This window comes from Arthrobacter sp. 210 2, assembly GCF_059093025.1.
Window position 1 is genome coordinate 89415 of the sequence record NZ_JBNHIE010000009.1, and the last position, 22992, is coordinate 112406.

The 22992-nt window shown below is 60.8% G+C and carries 8 protein-coding genes; 4 read left to right on the forward strand and 4 right to left on the reverse strand.

Annotated features, from left to right (window positions below; all coding sequences use genetic code 11):
• Positions 1 to 101 precede the first annotated feature (101 nt).
• Positions 102 to 1205 (reverse strand): DNA cytosine methyltransferase, encoded by a 1104-nt coding sequence (locus AC5RWA_RS16510; RefSeq protein ID WP_494058358.1) that lies wholly within the window; start codon positions 1203 to 1205, stop codon positions 102 to 104.
• A 110-nt stretch (positions 1206 to 1315) separates the two neighbouring features.
• Entirely contained in the window at positions 1316 to 3151 is a 1836-nt protein-coding gene (locus AC5RWA_RS16515) for a DUF262 domain-containing protein (protein ID WP_494058359.1), read from the reverse strand.
• 340 nt (positions 3152 to 3491) lie between these two features.
• Between AC5RWA_RS16515 and AC5RWA_RS16520 the strand changes: the two genes are divergently transcribed.
• From AC5RWA_RS16520 to AC5RWA_RS16535, 4 genes are all read left to right on the forward strand, one after another.
• A complete protein-coding gene (locus AC5RWA_RS16520) occupies positions 3492 to 6413 on the forward strand; it encodes a helicase-related protein (protein ID WP_494058360.1) in 2922 nt (973 codons plus the stop codon).
• Position 6414: 1 nt separating this feature from the next.
• Entirely contained in the window at positions 6415 to 11013 is a 4599-nt protein-coding gene (locus tag AC5RWA_RS16525) for a DNA methyltransferase (protein WP_494058361.1), read from the forward strand.
• A gap of 302 nt (positions 11014 to 11315) precedes the next feature.
• Complete coding sequence (locus tag AC5RWA_RS16530; RefSeq protein ID WP_494058362.1) at positions 11316 to 17375, forward strand: DEAD/DEAH box helicase; 6060 nt, start codon at positions 11316 to 11318, stop codon at positions 17373 to 17375.
• Positions 17375 to 19588: a 3'-5' exonuclease gene (locus AC5RWA_RS16535; protein ID WP_494058363.1), complete on the forward strand. Its 2214-nt coding sequence runs from the start codon at positions 17375 to 17377 to the stop codon at positions 19586 to 19588. Before AC5RWA_RS16530 ends, AC5RWA_RS16535 begins: the two co-directional genes overlap by 1 nt.
• An 889-nt stretch (positions 19589 to 20477) precedes the next feature.
• On the opposite strand, the gene AC5RWA_RS16540 is transcribed toward AC5RWA_RS16535, so the two are convergent.
• Together AC5RWA_RS16540 and AC5RWA_RS16545 are read right to left on the reverse strand one after the other, a co-directional pair.
• The gene (locus tag AC5RWA_RS16540; protein WP_494058364.1) at positions 20478 to 21545 is read right to left on the reverse strand and encodes a hypothetical protein; all 1068 of its coding nucleotides are present in this window, start codon (positions 21543 to 21545) and stop codon (positions 20478 to 20480) included.
• A gap of 944 nt (positions 21546 to 22489) precedes the next feature.
• Entirely contained in the window at positions 22490 to 22990 is a 501-nt protein-coding gene (locus AC5RWA_RS16545) for a GNAT family N-acetyltransferase (RefSeq protein ID WP_494058436.1), read from the reverse strand.
• Between the last annotated feature and the right edge of the window lie 2 nt (positions 22991 to 22992).

Sequence of the window (22992 nt, forward strand, 5' to 3'; positions counted from 1 at the left end):
TTAGCACCGAAAACACCTTTGCTCCGGCTTCCGTACAATTTTTCAGTTTTTACCAGGCCCAGAAGACATTCATGGAACTACGACCAGGATTTGGACAGCGATCACAATTTTGATGCAAGAAACCGTCCGATCGCCGCGCCCAACGCGATTGGGACCGCGTTTCCGATCTGGCGGGCGATGGAAGTTTTTGAGCCAAGCCAGAAGCGGTCCCCTGGAAACCCCTGCAGCCTTGCGGCTTCCAGGTGGGTTATGGCGCGATGCTCTACGGGATGTAGATATCGACCCTTCTCAGGTTTAAAAAATTCTGTCCGGATGGTTACCGACGGCTTGTCCCAACGGAGTCTTCCCATAACGTCCCCTGAGCCCGACGTGTGTCCGACCCAGCAGGGCGCTAGAAGATGAATTGGCAGGTCGAAGCGATTTCCGCCCGCCGGAATTGCTTGGAAGCGTTGGAGGGATTCTTGTCTGTATTCGCGGCCAAGGTGCAGTTCATCCGTGATGAAAGGCCCGGCCAATTTGGTCCCATTGAAGGAGGAGGAACGTGATGGAAGGTTGGTTCCCCTGGTGGCAGACGGAATGCCTTGCAGCGCTTCCTTAACAGTTACATGACGTCCACTATGTGTCGTGGGCGGAAATCCAGGAAAGTCGATGGCCCTGTGATGTCCAATCAGTATGGCTCGTTTTCGGGCCTGAGGAGCACCATAATCGGCGGCATTTAGAACTTTCCACTGAAAAGCGTAATCGCTGAGGATGCCTCTTCTACCTGTCGCCGCGATAAAGTCCTGAAGCTGGCCTGATTTACCAAACGCAGGCACGTTCTCCACGACGAAGTACGTTGGCTTCGCCTGAACGATCGTTTCTGCATATGCCTTCCAAAGGTGGTTCCTGAGGTCATTCGGATCTCGCTTCCCTAGGAGGGAGAATCCTTGACATGGCGGTCCACCTACCACCACGTCCACCTTTGGAACCGTGCCCTCGTCGAGCCACTCTTCAATGGCCCCGGCGTAGACCTTGTCCCCGAAAGTGGCAGCGAAGCTCGCGGCCGCGGCAGTGTCGATTTCAATCGCCTGTTCGGTCACAAAGCGTCGAGAGCCAGCGTACAAGCCCTGAGTCAAGCCACCAGCGCCAGCAAACAAGTCCAAAACACGGATGGAGTCGTTTTCGACGGTACGTTCATAAGGTGGGGGACTTGGAAGGGCGCTCATGATGCTCCAACATTACTGCCGTGTACAAGGAGAGAACGCCATTGGCCCCGTGCCGCCCTTTGAGTCCTACGAAAAGTGGGCGAGCCATCGAACCGGCTGGCCCACAAGAGCTAGCTGGCGGATCTGTTGGTAGGAAGGCCCCAGACGCGGCACGCGATGTCGGCGAGCTGTCTGGATCGCTCTTGAATGGTTAGCTCATTCCACTGCTCTGAAGCAGCGATCGCCCTATTAAGCTGAAGCCCTGACTGCATATTGAATTCCGAGCGTTTCACATCCCAACCGAGATTGGATACACCCTGATTGAAGTTAGGCGTGACCAAGGTCAAATTGCCGATGCGTTGGACCGCCGCGTGCCGCTTCTGCGTGGCCAGTTCATTTTGAGCTGCATTCGAATCATCAAGAGGCCAGTTGGTAGCCCAGGATTGAGGCAGTACGTGTTCAATCTGGAGGCGGTCATATTCAAATTTGGCTGGTTCCGCACGCAGATTTTCGTCTTGGAGTTGCTGGTCGATAGCTCCTAGTATCAGTCGGATTCTTTCCTGTGTGAACGAGTTGTAGAACCGGTTCTGCGTGAACGCGGCTGTGACATCCTCGTCGGAAGGCCAGGCTAAACCTGCTGAGGATCCATGCAAAGCGCCGATTATGGCGTCAGCGACGTTATCCCCCGACTCTGCCGCAGTTCGCCCTGACTTTAGGACATCCACGAAGAAGGCTCCATAGCCTCGACTGTTCGCACCGGTCATCATCCGCCTCATGACCCATGATTCGATAGCGGCAACAGCAGCTTCATGGTCTTGCAGCAAAAGCTGCTCGGGGGCCAGCGTGCGCAGCCACAGGAGTAGGGGATTAGCCGTAACGACACGGACTCGCTCAAGCCGTGAGTAGGCACGTGCCAGTCTGACAGATTCATCGCTATCTGGGTTGTAAATAGCTACGTAGGCCGAAGCATATTGGGCAAGCTCCTTCAGGACCTCTTCTGTGGCCCTGGGAAACTCCGTGAGGTATGTGCGCACCTGCCCATAAAGGTGGCCGACATTAGCTTCTTGGCCTGATACAGCCGTGAGCCAATTCGACAGGAGAACATCCCTCCTCCCGCGTGCTGCATGCCCCGTCCCAACTGTCCTCTTCCACCATGGGTCATCAAAGGGTGCCCAATACGTGTCGTACAGCTGGTCAAGTTCTTTTTCTCCGCTGAGATCGCCGCGAAGAAACAACAGATTCTTCACGAGGTCGGATGCCGAAAGTGGCGTTTGTCGTCCGTTGAGGACTTCGAAAATAACTTGTGCGTCATCGTTGTCGTCCAAGTCGATGACAACGAGCTTAAACAGGCCCAGGAGAGCGTCAACGATGGTGTCCAGAAGATCCTCACCGGGTGCCGCAGCAACCGCTGCGCGTGTCGCGTCGGCGAAAAACTTCCGTGCCTCTAGGTATAGGTGCCCATTGGAACCGCTAATGTCGTCGGAGATGGCGGAGGGCCAGACTTCCCTGTCTTTGCGGCGCGGCCACAGCTTGTACCGGTCAACGGGCTCTTCGCCCACATCTGAAGGGTTTTGGATAAGCCGCCTGACCTGCGGTGCACGCGTCGACCCGGACTCGAGTAGGACATCTAGAATTCCGCGGGCTAACAGCTGAAGAGTTGTGAGTCTCTGTTGTCCATCAATAACTGCTCTTTGGTCCACGCCACCTGTGCTGGACGGCAACTGATCACAGACGATGGCACCGAGAAAATGGGGAGCGACTTTGTTATCCGCGCGTGCGCGAGATTCTCCTAGCGCCTCGGCGTCAGCCCTAGCTTTTTGAAGCTTTTCGGCCGCTGTTATCAGGTCCTCGTGGAGTAACCGCCACTGCCCTTCCAATGTCCACTCGTAGTCGCGCTGAAATGTGGGAATGACGTAACGCCGTTCAAAACCTAAAACGGTCTTGAGCGCATAAGTTTCAGCCTGCAAAGGGTCCCCATTTCCAAAGATCTGCCCAACAATTTGTTCGTCACTCTAGCCCACTGATTGGTCGCCGAGACAAGAGCGAGGTGGGAAGGTTCTTGTGCCGGTCGCTTTGAACTCTGGGCCAAGTCCACAAGGGCTGTTCCCGTGACCTTCCTCTTGCATGAACTCGCAACACAGACGTTCTTTTGCTCGCACTTCGTCCGGCCGCAGATTGTTGACCGGGTGCGGCAGCGGCGTTGCACGAATTGCGGGAACGAGTGGTTAGATGTCACAGAGCCCCTCGCGTGCCGCTGCACCGTGTCGGGCTTGCGCAAAATGGGGATGGCAGCAAGCAAGGAGTACAGTGTCAGCGCCAGCAACGCAGGCGGAGAAGCTCAACGTCGCACCAGGTTCAGTCGTTCACGTTCGAGACGAAGAATGGCTTGTTACGGGAGTCGAGGAGACTGGCGACGGCCTTCTGATAAGAGTCCGTGGACTCAGTGAGCTTGTCCGCGACACAACAGCGGCCTTCTATAAGAGCCTGGACAAAATCGAAGTCGTCGATCCGGCAGAAGCCATCCCAGTCGCCGATGCGAGCCCAAACTACCGCCGTGCCCGCCTGTGGCTCGAGTCCACCCTCCGCAAGACGCCCATTCCGCAGGACCATGAGGGCCTCACCGTCTCCACCCGCATGCTCGCGGACAAGCTCGAGTACCAGCGCATCGCCGTCGCTCGCGCCTTGGACCCCCAGAACGTCCGCCCCAGAATTCTCATCGCAGACGCCGTTGGCCTCGGCAAGACCCTTGAAATCGGCATGATCCTGAGCGAACTGGCCCGGCGCGGAAGGGCGGAGCGCGTCCTGGTCGTCACGCCCCGGCATGTCCTCGAGCAGATGCAGCACGAGCTCTGGTGCCGCTTCGCCCTCCCGTTCGTCCGCCTCGACTCTGCTGGCATCCAAAAGGTCCGGCAGACCCTTCCGGCTACGCGCAACCCATTTACGTATTTCAAGCGCGCAATCATTTCGATCGACACCCTGAAGTCGGCCCGCTACAAAGCCCACCTGCAGAAGATCCGCTGGGACGCCGTCGTCATCGACGAGTCCCATAACCTCACCAACGCAGGAACGCTTAACAACGAGCTCGCGAGAATCCTTGCCCCGAACACCGAGGCCCTCATCCTGGCGTCCGCAACGCCTCACAACGGCAAACACGAATCGTTCGCCGAACTGATCCGTCTCCTCGACCCCACCGCCATACGCCCTGACGGCACCTTCGACGGAAACGACATTCAGCGACTGATCATCCGGCGTCACCGTCACAGTCCCGAAGTAGCCGCCGAGGTGGGCGCAAACTGGATGGAGCGCCTCGAACCGGATAACCTGCTGATCGCGGCAAGTCCTGCCGAGAATGCCGTCGCCCAGGAAATCGCAGATACTTGGCTCTACCCCCAAATCGGTTCCAGCCCCTACTCCGGCGCGAACAGCGCACTGTTCCCGTGGACACTCGCCAAAGCCTTCCTCTCAAGCCCGGCTGCGCTGCTCGAAACAGTCAAGGAGCGCCTCCGCAAGGTCGCAGACCGGAAGCTGCCAGCGGAACACCGGGAGCACGAAGCCCTTGAACGCCTTAGGGCCCTCACCGAGGAGTCGCTCAAGTGGCCCTCGGCCAAGTACCAGGAGCTCGCCCAGTACCTGAAAGGAATCGGCGTCGGTCCCAAGTCAAATATGCGCGCCGTCGTCTTTGCCGAGCGGGTCCCCACGCTCATGTGGCTCGAGCGCCACCTGCCAAAGGACCTCGGCCTCAAGCCCGAGAATGTCCGCATCCTGCACGGCGGCCTCAGCGACGTTGATCAGCAGGAGATTGTCGAAAGCTTCAAGCAGGAGGCCTCACCCATCCGCGTGCTTGTCACGGGCGATGTCGCCTCCGAAGGTGTGAACCTTCACAGCCAGTGCCATCACCTCATTCACTTCGATATCCCGTGGTCGCTCATCCGCATTGAGCAGCGCAACGGCCGCATCGACCGATACGGTCAGAAGAAGAACCCCCAGATCACCACGCTCCTCCTGCACCCGAACCACGAGAAGTTTGCCGGAGACCTCAAGGTCATCACCCGCCTCATGGAACGCGAGCACGTGGCGCACGGCGCCCTGAATGATGTCGCCTCCCTTATGGGTCTGCACAGCGTAGAGGCAGAACAAAAAGCGATCCTTGCAGTCCTTGCGGGCAAGCAGGCGGAGGACCAGGTCGTACGCAGCGTCGAGGACGTCCTCGACCCGGCCCACACAGACGACGGCGCGTTCGGCGATTTTGACAGCTTCTTCGAGCAGCTCACAGCGGACGACGGCGGCGGCTCGCCTGGGGTGCCGACCGACGCCGGCGTCGGCCTCTATGAGAGTGAGCTGGCGTACCTCGACGACGCCCTCCACGAGGCGTTCGGCAACCCTGAAGAGCCGCCAGCCAACGGGGCCGGGGGAGGGGTGAACTGGAAGATCCATGCCCAGCACCAGGTCGCCGAACTTGAGCCGCCTCGCGACCTCAAGCAGCGTCTCGCGCACTTGCCGCAGGGCTACCTCGCCGATCGCAAAGTCACGGAAAAGCTCAAACTCGCCACAACCCTGGACAAGGGCCAGAACGAGCTCGACGCCGCCAAGAAGGCCATTCCGGCGAAGGGCGAGAAGGCTACGACGTGGCCCGAGGCCCACTTCCTCGGCCCGCTGCACCCAGTCCTCGAATGGGCCAGCGACCGAGCCCTCGCGTCCATGGCTGGCAACGAGGTTCCGGTGGTCCGTGCCGACGTCGAGGAACCGAGCATCCTCGTCATGGGCACACTGATGAACCGTCGAGGACAGGTCATCTCCCAGGCGTTCTTCGCGACGCAGGGAGGCACGTTGTGTATCCCCGAGCAGGTAGGGAGCCTCGCCGAGTACCTCGGTGGCATCGGCCTCACCGACAAGTCGATCAACACCGGGCCCGTCGCAGACGCCGGGGCGTACCAGCCTTACATCGCCCGGGCCGTCAAAAACACCACGGGCTCGCTCGACATAACGTTCGAGGCCGCCGCCAAGGCCGCCGATTATCGGCTTGATGAATGGCACGGCCGAGCGGACGCGTGGAGCGAAGTCCACGGACAGGCACAGCTCCCCGGCATGAGTACGAGGCGCCTCAAAGAGAACAAGGCTCGCGTGGAGCAGGAACAGGAGATCGTCTCCTCCCTCGCCCCGGACCGCCGCCTCGTGCGGCCGCTTCTTGTCGTAGTGCCCCTCAATACCCCTGCGGAAGGAGAGCGCTGAGATGCCCTCGTTCGATTCATTCGTCGTCGGCGAGGACTTCGTCAGCGAGCACTTCTTCACCACGGACACCACCAAGGCCGGCGAGTCCTTCCAGTCCGAGGTCCTCAGGCTCCGCAAGCAATGGGACGAGACGTCAAAAGAAGGCCACGAGTCCCCGATGGACCGGTTCCGAAAGGCACGCGGCCAACTCCAGATCGACCTCGGCAACCTCGCCGAGGAACCCGGTAACGCCTCTCGCGTCTACCGGGACCTGCGCCAAGCGCTCGGCTTCAAAGGCCCGAGCAGCATATTCAAGGCGGAACGAAGCGGTGCCGAACTGCTGGCGCACAACGTCTGGTCTACCTCGAACAACCACGTCCTCTTCGTTGAAGCCCAGCCTGCCGACTCCCTCGAAGACGCCCTCGCCAAGGACCGCGGCGACCTCCTCCAGAAGGCTCAGGTGGACGACAAGGAAGCCAACTATTCGGCCAGCAAGCTCATTTCCGAGCTCTACCAGACCGACGAGGCCCCGCAGTTCATCGTCCTTATGGCTGGCCGCTGGCTCGTCCTCACCGAGCGGGAGCGTTGGCCCGAGGGCCGCTACCTCGCAGCGGATGCGCTGCTCGCCATCGAACGCAACGACACCAAGCGCGGAGGCGAACTGGACCGCTTTCTCGCCGTCTTCGGACGTGACTCGCTCCACCCGGACCCGAGCGATCTGATCTGGTGGAACGGCGTCATCGAGTCCTCGGTGAAGCACACCGTCGGCGTGTCGAAGGACCTCCGCGAGGGCATTCGGCTTTCCATCGAAATCATCGCCAACGACGTCCTCACCCGCCGTACCGCAGCCGGGATGTCGAACGGCGACGTCAATGGCCAGTCGCTCGCCAAGCAGTCCCTTCGCTTCTTGTACCGGATCTTGTTCCTCCTGTATGCGGAAGCGTCGCCGGAGATGGGCGTTATCCCCGTGGGCGACGAACAATATGACCAGGGCTACGGACTCGACCGCATCCGCGAACTCGTCCTTAATCCGATAACCTCCGAAAAGGCGAAGCGCGGCACGCACCTCTACGATTCTCTCAACCTCCTCTTTACCCTGGTCAACAAAGGCCACAAGCCTGAGGACGCCGACGACGCGCTCACTTTTGAGAACCTTGAAGCGGATCTCTTTTCCCCGTCCCGGACGAAGGACGTTGATGAGGTAAAGCTCAGTAACTCTGCTCTCCACAAGGTTCTGGACCACCTCCTGCTCACTAGGGAGGCCCGCGGCAAGGACCGAGGATTCATTTCCTACGCTGAGCTTGGCGTAAACCAGCTCGGGGCTGTGTATGAGGGGCTCATGTCGTACACCGGCTCTATTGCGGAGGAAGACCTTCACGAGGTCGCGAAGGACGGCGACTCGTCGAAGGGCTCGTGGGTCGTTCCGGTGACGCACTCTGCGGAGATCGAAGCCAAGCACTTCGTCATGCGTCAGGACGAGATCACGGGACAGCCGAAGCCGGTCCTCCACGAGAAGGGCACCTTCGTCTTCCGTCTCGCCGGACGGGAGCGGCAACAGTCGGCCTCGTACTACACGCCCGAGGTATTGACCAAGTTCGTCGTCTCGCAGGCGCTCGAGGAGCTGCTCGACCAGTACGGCACGACGCCTGCTGACGAGATCCTCAAGCTCACCGTCTGCGAGCCCGCACTCGGTTCGGGCGCGTTTGCCATCGAGGCCGTGCGCCAGCTTGCTGCGGAGTACCTCGAGCGAAAGCAAAAGGAGCTCGGCGTCCGCATTCCGGCCGACGAGTACCCGCTCGAGCTGCAGAAGGTGAAGGCACAGATTGCCTTGCACCAGGTGCATGGCGTCGACCTCAACGCGACCGCGGTCGAGCTCGCCGAGGTATCCCTGTGGCTCGACACGATGATGACAGGCCTGCAGGCCCCGTGGTTCGGCCTCCGTCTGCGGCGTGGAAATTCGCTCATCGGTGCCCGTCGCGCGACGTACTCGGCGGCGCAGGTGAGGGACAAGTCCTGGCTAACCGTGCCGCCGCAGGACGCTCCCCTCAAGGGGCTGGCCGCAGGGCTGGAGGCGGACGACGACGATCCCGCCGTGGTCGGACGGGTCCACCACTTCCTCCTCCCCGCACAGGGCTGGGGCGCGGCATCCGATGCTAAGGAGGTCAAGGACCTAGCGGCTGATGCGCAGAAGGCCCTTGGGAACTGGCGCAAATCGGTCCGCCAGAAGCCGTCGAAGCAGCAGGTTGACCGTCTGCTTAATCTTTCCCGTCGGGTCGAGTCACTGTGGAAGCTCACGCTGCGCCGCTTCGAGATCGCAGAGCAGGAAGCCCGTCGGGAGATTGCCTACTTCGGCAAGCAAAAGGCGGATGGGCCTGTCGAAACCACGCGAGCCGTGACCCGCGCGGAGATCGAGCAGGCAATCAACGACCCAAACGGTGCTTACCAGCGACTCCGTCGAGTGATGGACGCCTGGAACGCATTGTGGTTTTGGCCGCTGACGGAGCGTGCCGCGCAGGGAGCCGTCCCGCCGAGCTTCGACCAATGGCTCGAGGTGCTGGAAGCTCTCCTCGGACGGACCGGCAAGGAGTCCAGAATGATGGGCCAGCGGGCCCTGAGCACGGGCGCAAACTGGGACGAGCTAAACGAGGCTGAACACGCAGACCTCCAGCTCGCGTTGGCCAGGGACGTGAAAGTTCTGCTCGCGGAGCACCAATGGCTTTCTGTCTGCGACCGCGTGGCCCGAGACCAGGGATTCTTCCACTGGGAGCTCGATTTCCCTTCGGCCTTCGGTCGTGGTGGGTTTGATCTCCAGCTCGGTAACCCTCCGTGGGTACGGCCAACTATCGATCAATACTCCATTCTGGGAGAATTTGATCCGCGTTGGCAGCTGCGGAGTGGCCTCACCCAAGACGAAGAGAAAGTCTTTAGGGAACAAACTCTTTCCGTGGCAGGGCGGCCAGCCCGCTTTGTAGATGATCTCATCGGGGTGTACTGCATAGCCAACTATGCGCGGAATTCTCACGCATACTCAGCAGTATCTGACCAGCCGAATCTTTATCGACTATTCATGGTACAAACCTGGTGGGCCAGCCGCCGCGTGTCCGGGGTTGTAGGGCTTTTGCATCCGGAATCTGTTTTTGTTGACGATAAACTTGGACGCCTTCGACGGAATGCTCACTTGCGGCTCAGGAGGCGATGGCAGTTCACCAACACGTTGGAACTCTTTGAGTGTGATGCCAAAGAGGTGTATTGCGCGGCCGTTTACGGCAGCGAGAGACCTCGACCTGACTTCTTGATGGCATCATTCTTGGTGCATCCGGAGACCGTTATTGGATCGCTTAGGCACGACGGGTCAGGTGATGTACCCGGCGCCAGGGATGAGGCGGGAAAAGTTGATCGCCGTCCCCACCGGCAGAGAGTTGTCGCGGTCGGACCCGTGCAACTGGAGACATGGGCGCAGATCTTGGGGGACGACAGCCCCTTGGAAACTCGTACCATTTACACCGCGAATGTCGCCGTGTCAAATGCGTTGGAATGCTTTAAAGACGCGAGGCGATTTGGAGATCTTGGCCTTTCGTTTTCAACTGGCTGGCATGAGACTAATGCGCGCCGAACTGGCAAAATTGAGATTGAATTTGGGAAACCTGCGGACTGGAATCAGGTAGTCCTGGTTAGTCAGCAAATTGGATTACTGAATCCTGTGTTCAATGAACTGGAGCCAAAGACCACAGCGCAACAAACCAGCATATTGATAGATTTGGATAACCTGCCCGCGGATTATGTTCCCTTGACAGCCTATAAGCTGACCTCATCATCCTCGGTTGACTCGGATTTCGGGACCTGGGACTCTGAGCTCGGTCCAGTTCGTCCACGGGATCACTATCGCTTGGCATGGCGCGAGTTCACCAAGCCGGCGAATAGCAGGACACTTATTCCGGCGATCATCCCCCCTGGAGCGACGCACGTGAATTCAATGATGTCTGCAGGTAGGGCCGACTTTTCAGCTTCCGAAATGCTTGAAATTCTTGGTTATCTGTCATCGCTGGTGGTAGATTTCCGGGTCCGCGTGACCGGCAAGAGCCACATGTCGGTGAATTTGATGGAAAGGATTCAAATTCCGAACGCGTTTCCGCTTGCGAGCGAGCTCCGGCTTCGCGTTGCTAGGTTGGTGTGTCTAACTGGTGCCTTCGCAGATCTGTGGACACAGGCTTTTGAAGATTCGTGGGCGTCGAGCAGCGAATCCTCTGTTGGTTGCCTTCAGCCAACGTGGAGCGACCAGGTAGCGTTGCGGACGGAGCGCGACCGATGGCAAGCCCAGCTTGAGATTGATGCTATCTCGGCGCTGGCATATGGGATGAGCATCGCCGATTTAATTGGCGTATATCAGTCAATGTTTGGTGTCCTCCGGAAGTGGGATCGAAGCGCATATTGGAGTCGAGAGGGCGTGTCTGTTTCGGCCGCTGTTCGAGCTCTCGCGGAGGTTGAGGGCCAAGCATCGTGGCGGCATCCTCAGTCTCTTCGAGAGGTCCAAATTACTCCACCTTTTAATTCTGTAGATCGCGAGAACGGGTTGCGCAGGTCCTATGCCCGCTTTGAAAAGCTCTTGGCGGAGCAGAGCTGATGGCAGTCCTCCTGCCCACACATCAGGTCGAGGATCTTCAGGTGGGGCTGATTGACTACCTGTCCACAACGTTTGCCCTAACCGATCGGGATGCGCGCAACGGCCTGCAGGGATTTCTTGAGGATCTGCAGGACGGGATCTTCAAGGGTCCCTTCGTGCGGCTTAGGCTTCCGTTCGGGCCAGCGGCCCATGGATGGCGCGAGAGCCTCGACTGGTACAGGGGATTTACACCCTACGGCCATCAGGCTCTCGCTTTTCAGAGGCTGACATCTAAGCCAGACGCGTCGACAGACTCAACCACCGTGAGCAGCGTATTCCGCCGTCCGGAACCAACTTTGGTCACCACCGGCACGGGTTCCGGCAAGACAGAGTCATTCCTCTACCCGATCATTGACCACGTACTCCGGGCCAAGGCCGCGGGCATAACCGGCATGAAGGCGCTCATCCTCTACCCGATGAATGCCCTCGCCAATGACCAGGCGCAGCGCCTTGCCAGCCTGCTCACCGAGAACCCTGAACTCGGCGGCATCACGGCCGGCATCTACACGGGTCAGAAGGACGGCCAGAAGAACACGAAGGTTTCCGCCGCCGGGCTTATTAACAGCCGCGAGATCTTCCGCAGCGAAGCACCGGATATCCTCCTGACCAACTACAAGATGCTGGATATGCTCCTGCTCCGCAGCGAGGACGCGTCGATCTGGGAGCAGTCGGCCACCTCGCTGCAGTACGTGGTCCTCGATGAGTTCCACACCTACGACGGGGCCCAGGGTACCGACGTCGCAATGCTCCTGCGCCGTCTAGGCCTCACCCTCAAGAGCGATTGGCCAAACGACCTCAGCACAGTTCCTCACGGCCCGACTGAGGAGGACCGGGCCCGGCCGCTCGGCCGCATCACACCGGTTGCTACCTCTGCGACGCTAGGCGCAAAGGGCGAGTCCGAGCCCATGCTTCGCTTTGCCCAGACTGTCTTCGGCGAGGCCTTTCCCGGTGACGCTGTGGTCACTGAATCCCGTCTTCGCATCGATACGTGGTGTACGGACTGGGACGGGGACCCGGCGGCGGAGATGGCCCGCGTCGCCGAAGGTATCGAGGACACCACCAAGGCCATCGAAGCGTCGCTCGGCGCGGGCGTCGACGACCCGAATGCCGTCATCGTCGAGCAGGTCTCCCGGCTCGTGTTCGGCGGGCAGCCTGTGGACCTGCTCGCTGCCGTCCGCCGCCATCCACTCACCCGCGAAGTGCTTCAGGAGGCCAGCGACGCCGTCGTCCTTTCCGACCTGGCTGAGAGCGTCTTCGGCGAGTTCAACACCTCAGGCGGGCCCCGCCGCCGCTTTACTCTCGCCGAGCGGCATACCGAGTTCATGGCCCACTTCCTCTCCCTCCTCAGTCAAGTCCGCGCGGTGCCCGAACCCAACCGCGACGCGATCTCCGTCGAGACGCATCTGTGGGTCCGCGAGCTCTCCCGCCTCGACAAGTCGGTGGACGGTGAGCACCATTACCGCTGGGGCGACGACGGCCCCCACACCGACCGGACCCTCTACCTCCCTGCGGTCTTCTGCCGCCACTGCGGCCGGTCCGGCTGGGGCGCCGTCCTTGGCCCCACGGGCACGGACCTCGAGAACGACGACTCGAAGATCCGCCGCGAGCAGGCCACCGGCAACCCGCGATTCCGCGCGCTAATCCACGCCCCCAACGAGGACGCCCTCCGCGCCGAGAAGGGCGAGATCGCCGACAGCCTCCTCTGGCTCGATACGGTCAACCGCAGAATCCTGCACGAGCCGCCCGCCGAGGACACCGCCGAGGCCCACGAGGGCCACATCGTCCCAGTCCTCATGCTCCGGGGCCAGGACGCGGACGACGACTCCAAGCGCGAGGTCTGCCCTGCCTGCCAAACCACGGACGGCATCCGCTTCCTGGGCAGCGCCATCGCCACCATGCTCTCCGTAAGCATCTCGAACCTCTTCGGCGCCGATGGCCTCGATTCGGGGGAGAAGAAGGCCCTCGTCTTCACCGACAGTGTCCAGGACGCCGCCCACCGTGCTGGCTTCGTTCAAGCCCGTTCGCACATCCTCACCCTGCGAGCCGCCTTCCGCCATGCGCTCGAGGCCGCTGCACCGGACGGGGGAGTTGTCACTCTCAAGCAGTTGGTCGACAGGGCAATTGCGGACGCCGCCACTCCCGTCCGCAAGTACCAGCTCATCGCCCCCGACTACGCCGACAGGCCGCAGTTCCGCGCCTACTGGGATCCGGAGGCCAACGCCCAAGAGAAGCGCAACGCGACACGCAACGCGGAGAAGCGCGTCCTTTTTGACGCCTCCCTCGAGTTCGGCCGTCAGTCCCGCCTCGGCCGCACCCTCGAGCTCACCGGCAGCATTGTCGCCGAGACCGACGCGGGGACACCCCCCGCGATGCTCGCGGCCGCCCGTACTGCGCTCGAGGCGGTGCCCGGCACCCCTGGTCTCGAAGACCAGCTTACAGACGACGGCGCGCTGCTCGCGTGGGTGCGTGGCGTCGTCGAACGTGTCCGTACCCAGGGCGGCATCCGCCACCAGTGGCTTAACGACTACATGGTCGAGGCGGGGGAGAAGGCCCAGCGCTGGAAGGTGTGGGGCGGCCGGCGTCGCAGTGAGGGTATGCCCGCCTTCCCTTCCGGGCGGTCTAAGCCAGCCTTCCCGCGGCTCGGCAGCGGCGACTCCGGCTACATGGACCCGATAGCCCAGACCCAGAGCTGGTACACGCGGTGGACCGCGCTGTGCCTCAACATCCCGAAGGCGGACGCCACCTTTGTGGCCAAGGCTCTATTCGGGCAGCTCGCCGGACAAGGCGTGCTCGAGACCGTGCAGGCCAAGGATGGCGCAACGATCTATGCGCTTCCCACCGACCGGATCCTCCTTCAGGCACCCACAGGCGCGAGCCTCGGCGCAGGCCGCCACTTCCTCGCGTGCTCAGTGTGCCGCGCGGTCACGCCAGGTTCAGCAACGGTGGTGGATCAGCTCGACGGTGCGCACTGTCTATATGTTCGGTGTCCTGGACGGCTCGCGCGCCAGCCTGAGGAGGAGAACTTCTATCTCAAGCTGTACGGAGCGCGGGAGCCGAAGCGCGTCGTCGCCAAGGAGCACACGTCACTGCTGCCTAATGAGGAGCGGGTGCGTGCTGAGAACGAGTTCAAAGCCTCGGTACAGACGCCGCAGGCGCCCAACGTACTGGTCGCGACACCCACACTGGAGATGGGTATCGACATCGGTGACCTCTCCTGCGTCATGCTGGCCTCGCTGCCCACGTCCGTTTCTTCCTACCTGCAGCGAGTGGGGCGCGCCGGCCGCCTTACAGGGAACTCACTCGTCCTGGCCTACGCACGTGGACGTGGAGAGCACCTGCCCAAGCTTCACGACCCGCTGTCTGTGATCAACGGGCAGGTCCGCCCGCCTGCCACATTTCTCGACGCCGAGGAGATCCTGCAAAGGCAGTACCTCGCCCACCTCGTCGACAGGTTCGCGCGTGACGCGGCCCGTCCTCACCCGCGCAAGGCCGCCGGCGCACTCGCCGGCGACGGACCGGGGACCTTCCTGGGCGACCTTATCGAGACAGCGCACTCCAAAGCGGAGGAATATATCAGCGAGTTCCTCGGCCAGTTCGGGGATCTCCTCGCTCCCGCCAGCGCCGCCAGGCTCCGGGACTGGGCTGCCCCGTGTGCTGACGGTTCGAGCGAGCTTGCGGAGCACGTGGTCCGGGCCGCCAGGCTGTGGGCCGACGACTGCGACGAACTCAAGGCCCGCATCGACGACATCGAGAAGGCGATGCCCGAGCTCAAGGCCATGGCGGAGTCCAACGCGGCCACAGACGAGGACAAGCGTGCCCCTAAATCCGCCGAGGCCACACAGCGCATGCTGCGGGGACAGCTCTTCGGCCTGCGCGACGAATATTGGATCTCGGTGCTCGAGAAGTACGGTCTGCTGCCGAACTACACGCTCCTCGACGACTCGGTTAACCTGGACATCGGCGTGACCTGGCAGGAGGTCGAAACCCAGGACTACGTCACCGAGACGATCTCGCTGCAGCGTGGCGCTGCCATCGCGATCAATGAGCTTGCCCCAGGTGCCACGTTCTACTCGCGTGGCCTCGAGGTAAAGATCGACGCCGTGGACCTCGGCCCACAGCAGAGCCACATCCAGCGCTGGCAGGCATGCCCAGAGTGCGGGTGGATACACACCGACGTGGACGCCGCAGGCCCGGTCAAGTCATGTGGCCGGTGCCATCTCGGCGGTATCGCCGACGTCAGCCAGCAATTCGACGTTGTGGTCATGAAGAACGTCTCAGCTGAGGTGCGCCGCGACGAGGTGGCCATCGGCGACCGCAGCGACCAGCGCGTCAAAGAACGCTTTAACACGGTTCTCGCAGCGGATATCGATCCTGAGCACGTCACCGACGGATGGTTCCTCGATGATTTCGAATTCGGCGCTAAGTACGCGAACCGGGTACAGCTCAGGTGGCTCAACCTGGGGCGTGCCTCTGCCAACGCCGCGCCCCGGATTATCGCTGGCAACGAGTCCAAGGCGCCGCTGTTTCGGGTCTGTTCGTACTGCGGCAAGCTGGACTCCGCCGGGCGTGCAAACAACCTTGATGAGCACCGCTTCTGGTGTAAGTACCGTAAATCCGGTGACGAGCACGTGGCAGAGGTGGCGCTCGCACGTGTCCTCGCGACGCAGGGGGTTGCGCTTCGCCTCCCGGCCGGTCGCGTCTTAGGGGACGATTTTGCCCTCCCCAGCCTGACCGCTGCGTTACTCCTCGGCCTCCGCGAAGTGATCGGTGGCTCCCCGGACCACATTGCCGCAGTGCCGATAAACGAGCCGGCCGACGGGGGCACCGCCGTCTCTCTGCTCCTGCACGACAAAGTCCCCGGCGGCACTGGCTACCTCGCCGAATTCGCCAGACCGGAGAAGGTTTGGAACCTCCTGCGGGCCGCATGGGACGTGGTGCGGAACTGCGATTGCCGCGACGAGGAGCGCCTCGCCTGCCATCGGTGCCTCCTTCCTTTCGCGTCCCCCTGGAAGGTGGACAAGGTGGCGCGTGTGACGGCGGAGCGTCTCCTGCGCAGCATCTTGTCCGGGGATGACGGAGTTCCCGACGACGGTGATCCCACCTTCGAGGGCTGGACGGTAACGAAGGTTCCGCCGGCCGCGCCGGCCCTGGAATCACACCTCGAAGTCAAGTTCCGTAAGGCGCTCGTGGACAGGCTTTCCGCCGTCGGTGCCAACGTTAAGGTCACCCCCGGTCTTCGCGCCGACAAGGTGGAGTTCCGCGTACCGGGCGCCAAACATATTTGGTGGCTCGAGCCTCAGGTCGATATACACGGCACGCGACCTGACTTCGTCCTCTCGACGGCGGATCCCAACATTCCGAAGGTGGCCATCTACACGGACGGGTACACCTACCACGCGTCTCCAGAGCACAACCGGGTGGCCGACGATGCCGCTAAGCGGGAGGCTCTTCGGGCTGCTGGTGTGGTTCCCTGGGCAGTGACGTGGGAAGACATTGACACCTTTTCCGGCGACGGACAATCGATGCCACCGTGGTTCACTGACAAGGCGGCGAGCATCGTGCAGAACGGGGCGGCGCCGCTTCAGCCCGCGCTGCTTGCCGCCGTTAGGTCCGACGCCATGAGCCAGCTGTGGCAGTGGATCCGGGAGCCAAACAGTGACGCCTGGGCAGACCTGTCCGATGCCATCCCTCTGCTCATGCTGGGAAAGTGCACCACATTCAAGGGATCCGTTGTGGATCTTCCGGACTTCGTGCAGGCCACTTTGGATGACCCGGAAGCGGCGCCTGAGCTGGGGGTGGGGCGCGCATGGATGTACGCGGAAGGTCCTCTCCGATGTGCCGCAAACCTGACGTCGCCGCTCATGGTGAGCGCCGACGTCGTGCTCGTCCTTGATGGACGGGCCGAAGCAGTGGCGGAGCCTGGGTATAAGAACGTGTGGCGCGAATGGCTGCGCCTAAGCAACCTGCTCGGATTCAGGCGGACAGCCCCGGCTATCGGCGCGGTTACTCTCGCGATGCCCTCGGTCCCAGTCATTGTGGAACCGGGAGCGCTGGGTAAGCACTTCCGGCCGGAATGGCAGGACCTCATCGACATGGCGAGGCCTGGAGAGCGCAAACTGTTGGAACTGCTCGCCGAAGTCGACAAGTTGCCGCTGCCGGAGCTCGGTTACGAGCTTGACGATGGGACACCGCTGGACATTGCATGGCCGGAGCACAAACTGGCTGTCGTCTTCGATCCGGCGGGCGAGTATGAAGGCTGGACACTTATGGCCGGCGATGCTGCACAAGTTTTGAAGGCATTCAAGTTGAAGGAGAACGACTGATGGCATCGGTAACCCTGATGAAGGGGGCCAACAAGGTCGACGGATCGCTCAAGGGCAAGGTCCTGGACTTCCTCTACAAGCTTCAGGAAGACGACACTTCGCCTGGCCTCCACATCGAGCCGATGAAGACCTACAAGGACTCCCGGGCGCGCACAGGCCGCGTTGACCAGCAGTTCCGGGCGGTGCTTTTTAAGCTGAATGCCGGGACCGAACCGCATTACGTCTATGCGGGCACCTTTAACCACGATGAGGCGATCAAGAAGGCGCAGACGAGCATTCTGACCGTCAATCCTGTTAGTGGTATTGCGGAACTCATCAGTGCACCGGTAGAGGGATCGGCGCCCCCTCAGCCGGCCGTCGTTGTTCCCCCTGCAGCGACGGGTCCCGCATATGAGAACGGCCTCCAAAAGGCCGGGTACACGCCGTCCTACCTTTTCGAGGAGCTGGGCATCCCCGAACGGACAGGTGCAGCTGCGATTCGCGCAGCTTCTGTGGAAGCGTTCGAACTGGTGGTCACGGACGACGCAGTCCCGGAATGGCAGGGTCTTGCCCTTATTGACCTTGAGGCAGGGAAGTCCCTCCAGGAAGTCAAAGAAGGCCTGGGGATTGGCGACTACGTCGATGACCCCACGAAGTCCGATGATGAGAAGCTTGCCGAGGCGCTCAAGCACCCTGCCTCGAAGCTTGAATTCACGTATGCCGAGGGGTTCGAAGACCTCGAGTACGTCATCAACAACGAGAGTTTTCAGGACTGGCTGGTATTCCTGCACCCGGCCCAAGCCAAGTACGCGGTCAAGGACCGCAACGGGGCCTTCCGGCTTTCCGGCGGGGCGGGTACGGGCAAAACTGTGGTGGCGATCCATCGCGCCAAACACTTGGCAGACCAGTACCCGGATTCGCACATCCTTTTGACCACTTTTACGAAGACGCTGGCCGATAGCCTTGCTCAAAACGTGGGGCGTCTGGATCCTGGGCTGAAGCAGAGCGACAAGCTGGGTGACGCCCCGGTGACTGTAGCCGGCATCGACTCTGTCGCTGCCCAGGTCTGGTCAAAGGCGTCGCCCGAGGAACAAGCCGGCGCATTTAGCGCGGTGCTTGGGACTCCTGATGCCGCGGCGACGAGCCGCTCCAGTGACAAGGAATGGGGTGAGGCCCTTGAGCAAGTGGAGCACAAGCTCGAGCCCGCTCTGGCGAACCCCACATTCCTCGGGCAGGAGTACCTGTCCATCGTCCTTGCGAATTTAGTGACTGACAGGGACGGGTACCTGACCGTTCCGCGAGGAGGTCGCGGGACGGCCTTGAACCGGATGAAACGGATCGAGGTTTGGAAGGTCATTGAGGCTTATCGGCGGATCTGCCGGAGCAAGGGAGCCGTGAGCTACCCCGAACTCGCAGCACTGGCCGCTGCGGTCCTTGATCACCGGGCCGCTGGGGGAGGCGACCGCCCCTTCAACCACGTCATTGTTGATGAGGCTCAAGATTTTCACGCCGGCCACTGGCTCCTGCTGCGTGCACTGGTTGCGCCTGGTGCGAACGACTTGTTCATCGCGGAGGACTCCCACCAGCGGATCTATGGGCAGAAAGTGCCCCTCAGCAGGTTTGGTATCCAGATCGTTGGGCGCTCGCGGCGTCTGACGCTCAACTACCGGACGACGGCCCAGAACCTCGCTTTCGCCGTCGGTCTCCTCTCCGGGATTCCGTTCACTGACATTGAGGACACGGCGGAGGAGTCCGCAGACTACCGGTCGGCCAGAAGCGGGCCGCGCCCCCAGCTCGAGGGCAAGGAATCGCTCTCGAAGGAGCTCGATAACGCCGCCGACTGGATCAAGGCATGGACCACTGATCCGGACTTCGCGCCGGAAACCATCGGCGTACTCGTGCGCTCGGGCAAGCAGGTGGACTTCGTTGTCAGCGGCCTGCTTGAGCGCGGAGTATCGGCCCAGAAAGTTTCCGGTGACAAAGAGGCCCATTCTGGCGAACCCGTCGTGATGACCATGCACCGCGCGAAGGGCATGGAGTTTTCCAAAATCATCCTCTTCGGAGTGGGCGACGCGAACATGCCTCTGCAATGGGCGCTCAAGGATCTCGGCGACGCCGAGAAATCCGATGCTCTGTTGCAGGAGCGGTCATTGTTGTACGTGGCGGCGACGCGGGCTCGGGACGAACTGGTGGTCTCGTGGAGCGGCAAACCCTCCGAGCTCTTAGGTGCATGACTCAAATCGTGACAGGTACTTCTGCTCGCTCGATGTGGTGCGTGTCTCCTAAAGCTGTTAGCCAGATGCTGATGGCTCGGAGGACTGCTCCGCCGCGGTAGGTGAGGTCGAGTTTGTCGTAGTGGGTTGCCAGGGCCCGCCAGCGCTTGAAGGTGTTGACGTTAGGTTCGACGACGTTGCGGCCTTTGTAGTCTTCCTTGTCGAAGGCCGGGGGTGGGCCGCCGGTGAATCCTCGACGTTTTCGATAGCCGATTTGCTCCGATGGTTGCGGAATGACTGCGATGATGCCGCGGTCGCGAAGGTGGGTCCGGATGGCTCTGGATTAGTATGCCTTGTCACCTCGTACAAGGTCCGGGCGGTGCATGGCCTGCCCGGACCGCAGCGAGCAATCTTCAACTTGTCCATCAGGTGGGTGGACATTGGTGCATCTCCGCCTTGTCCGGAGGCGACGAGCAGTACCAGGGGCCGCCTTTGCCGTCGAACACGGCGTGAATTTTGGTGCTGAGTTCCGCCGCGAGAGCCCCCAATGGCGCGGACGCTGGGCTCAGCAAACAGATTCATGTAATTCGAGCTGGCCCCTGTGGTGCGGGGAAGGTTGGTGCCATGCTAGTGGGCGCGGTTCACTGTCGAGTCGACTGAGATCGACCAGTCGGCTTCACGGCGAACGTCCACAGTTGTCAGCAGGGCTCCGCCGGTACGTAGATGATGCTCTTAGCGGCCCACAGAGGCCGCAACGGCTGAACGCGAGCCCAGTGCCCATCAGTCGAAACAGAAGTGCGAGACACCCATCAAGGATCCCGCTACGGCGCCCAAGATCTAGGGGACACGCCCTAGTTCCCGACGGCGAGTCTTTGCTATGAACCATCTCTACCGGAGGATTTTTGTCGAGCTAAAAGTCGTCGTCGTCATCCGTCACAACCGGCTGCTCAGGCACGGCGGACAAGTATCCGTAAGCACTTAGTATCTGTGCCGTCGTTTCGCCATCGATGATCATGTATTGCGCATTATGCTGTCGCGCCAGTGCATCTAGCAGGTTGTTTACAGCTGGGACGATCTCTCTGTGATGTTGCACGATGCCGATGTCGATGGGCTCTTCGAAGAGCCTTAGGGCTTGGTCCCCATTCGTCCCCATAGCACTGATCGTCAGCTTCCCCTTCTTTCCAGGGCCCTTGAAGGCGAAACCGACGCTGACGGGCTGACCATCAATCGTCAATCGAGACGTGAAAAGGTCCGACTTTTCGCCACCCCAATCTTTGCCTACGTATGGTTCCCCGATGATCTCCGCGAAGTGTTGTTTAACTGTGTCTTCCGGCATTGCCGAGACTTCTTTGCGCATCTCTGATGTAGCTTTCGGAGCGTCCTTGATCTTTTCGAATTGATCTACTTGGGACGCCCATATTTGGCGTCTGTCGGTGTAGTCAAAGATCGGAGCACCTTCCGACTCGGGCCTCTCAACGATCCATCCGATAAATAGAGGACTGATCTCGATCTGTACCTTGGGCTTGACCTCTACAACCCGAGCGTACCCCAAAACCGTCACTCGTCGGCTTTGCCGGAGCATGTCGATGCCCGTATCCCCGACACACCGACTGATCGAAAACCGCCCTTCGACGATGACGTCTTTATCAACAGAAGAGGGAGCCCGAAAACTTCGTCTCGTTTCGCTAACCTTACGGAAATAGAACCTTTGTGTAGTAGTGACCAATTCTGAGTCTCCGACAGTCCGGTCTTTCATCAGCCAAACTGCGAGCTCTTGCGGTCTGCTCTTATAGATGTTAGTAACGATTTGTTCGCAGCGCCTCGCCCGCAGCTTGTTCCTGTGCATCTGAGTCGGTTGTGAATTGACCCACTCTTCAAACTTTCGATTGTCTGGCTCCGGCACATCTTGCGTGAGCAGGCGTTCGTGTAGGAAGAATGCTTGCGGATAGAACACACTCTTTTTTGCCTCTGATGTCATTCCTGCCCCTATGGCCCTAGAATCTAAAGTTAGGTGTATCGAACATGCTTGGTTCCGGCCGGTCACACCAAGGGAATTTAAACAATGGGACACCGCACTGCAAAGTTCTTCGTTTGCCACCAACAACCATCCGCCGTGCCGAAATTCCTATCCGACAATAGACCAACTTGGGTAGTTCCCGACGCTGAGACGCGCTGAAATCATTCTCTTGTGACGTTGCGCGGCCCATCGGAACTTGCTAGGGGCTTATAAGGAGGCAACTTGCTAGCTGGGCCGAGTCAGGATCGCCCTGACGAATAAGTTACCAACCCATTGGGAGACGGAACGAGAAGTGGGGACCGCATAACATTCGCCGCTTGTCATTGAACCGGCGCGCCGAAGAAGCTTGATTCTCGGGGCTTGTTCCGAGTTTCCTATCAGAATCTAACTGATGACCTTTAATCAGCCTGGTCGGCGATAAGAGTCCCCAGCGGACAATTCTCGATGTTGTGCGGTCCGGAGGCGATCGCATCGAGACTGGAATATCGCAAGCAAAAATAGACACGTTTCTTGCTGCTCATGCCCGTGAAGATCCCCATGAGCAGGCAATTGCCTTAGCTGTCGGCCAAGGGTTCAATCTGCTGAGCTTCCGTGAGCAGATTTAAACACCCTGGCGTCAGGAGTTTGAAGACGGACAAGCTGAGTTGGCTAGATTCCGCGAGGCTTTTGTCGGCAGTTCCCGGCGCCGGCCTCCCCGTGTTTTTGATTCGAACATAGGCTTGTTAGCAAGGTGCAAGCGCTGAATATATTTCGGATAAAAGAGAGATGCCCGCAGGCATTCTACAAAGGTGGATTGCTCCGAGTCATGGCCGCAGGCGACGGACGCCGTACCTAATCAGTCACAAGATCAGCCACTGTGGGAGATTGGGCGACCCGATCGGCTAAGTGCATACAACAACTGTCAGTTAGAGTTCGAGCTGGAACACCCACAGCAGCACGTCCTCGCCCGGCACGTACCAGTCACGCTCGGGTGCGCGCCGGAAGCCCAATGACGCATAAAGCCCGTGGGCACGTTCCATAAATGTGGCGCTGGTGATGCTGATTGCCCCGATGCCGGGCAGTCCCTGGGCGTGCTCCGCGATCCCGCGCACCACTGCGCGGCCAACGCCGCCGCCCTGGCACGCGGGGTCCACCGCCAGCATCCGGAACTCCAGTTCGCCTTCCTGGGCGATCTCGCTGTACGGCTGGCCCGCGAAGGTCAGTGTCGCCGCCGCCACCACCCGCCCGGCAGCCTCCGCCACCCACACCTGCGCATGTTCGGCGCGGTGCTCCACATCCTCCAGCACGCTCATGTACGGATGGTCCGCGGGGAAGTGGCCGGCCCGCAGGTAGGCGTCCCGGGTGATGCGCCGTACTTCCGGAAAGTCCGCGGGGACCGCTCGCCGCAGCGTGACGGTCACTGGCAGGA

Coding starts and splice junctions, on each gene's coding strand:
- AC5RWA_RS16525 (WP_494058361.1), top strand. CDS start 6,415: ATGCCCTCGTTCGATTCATTCGTCGTCGGCGAGGACTTCGTCAGCGAG.
- AC5RWA_RS16510 (WP_494058358.1), bottom strand. CDS start 1,205: ATGAGCGCCCTTCCAAGTCCCCCACCTTATGAACGTACCGTCGAAAAC.
- AC5RWA_RS16540 (WP_494058364.1), bottom strand. CDS start 21,545: ATGACATCAGAGGCAAAAAAGAGTGTGTTCTATCCGCAAGCATTCTTC.
- AC5RWA_RS16535 (WP_494058363.1), top strand. CDS start 17,375: ATGGCATCGGTAACCCTGATGAAGGGGGCCAACAAGGTCGACGGATCG.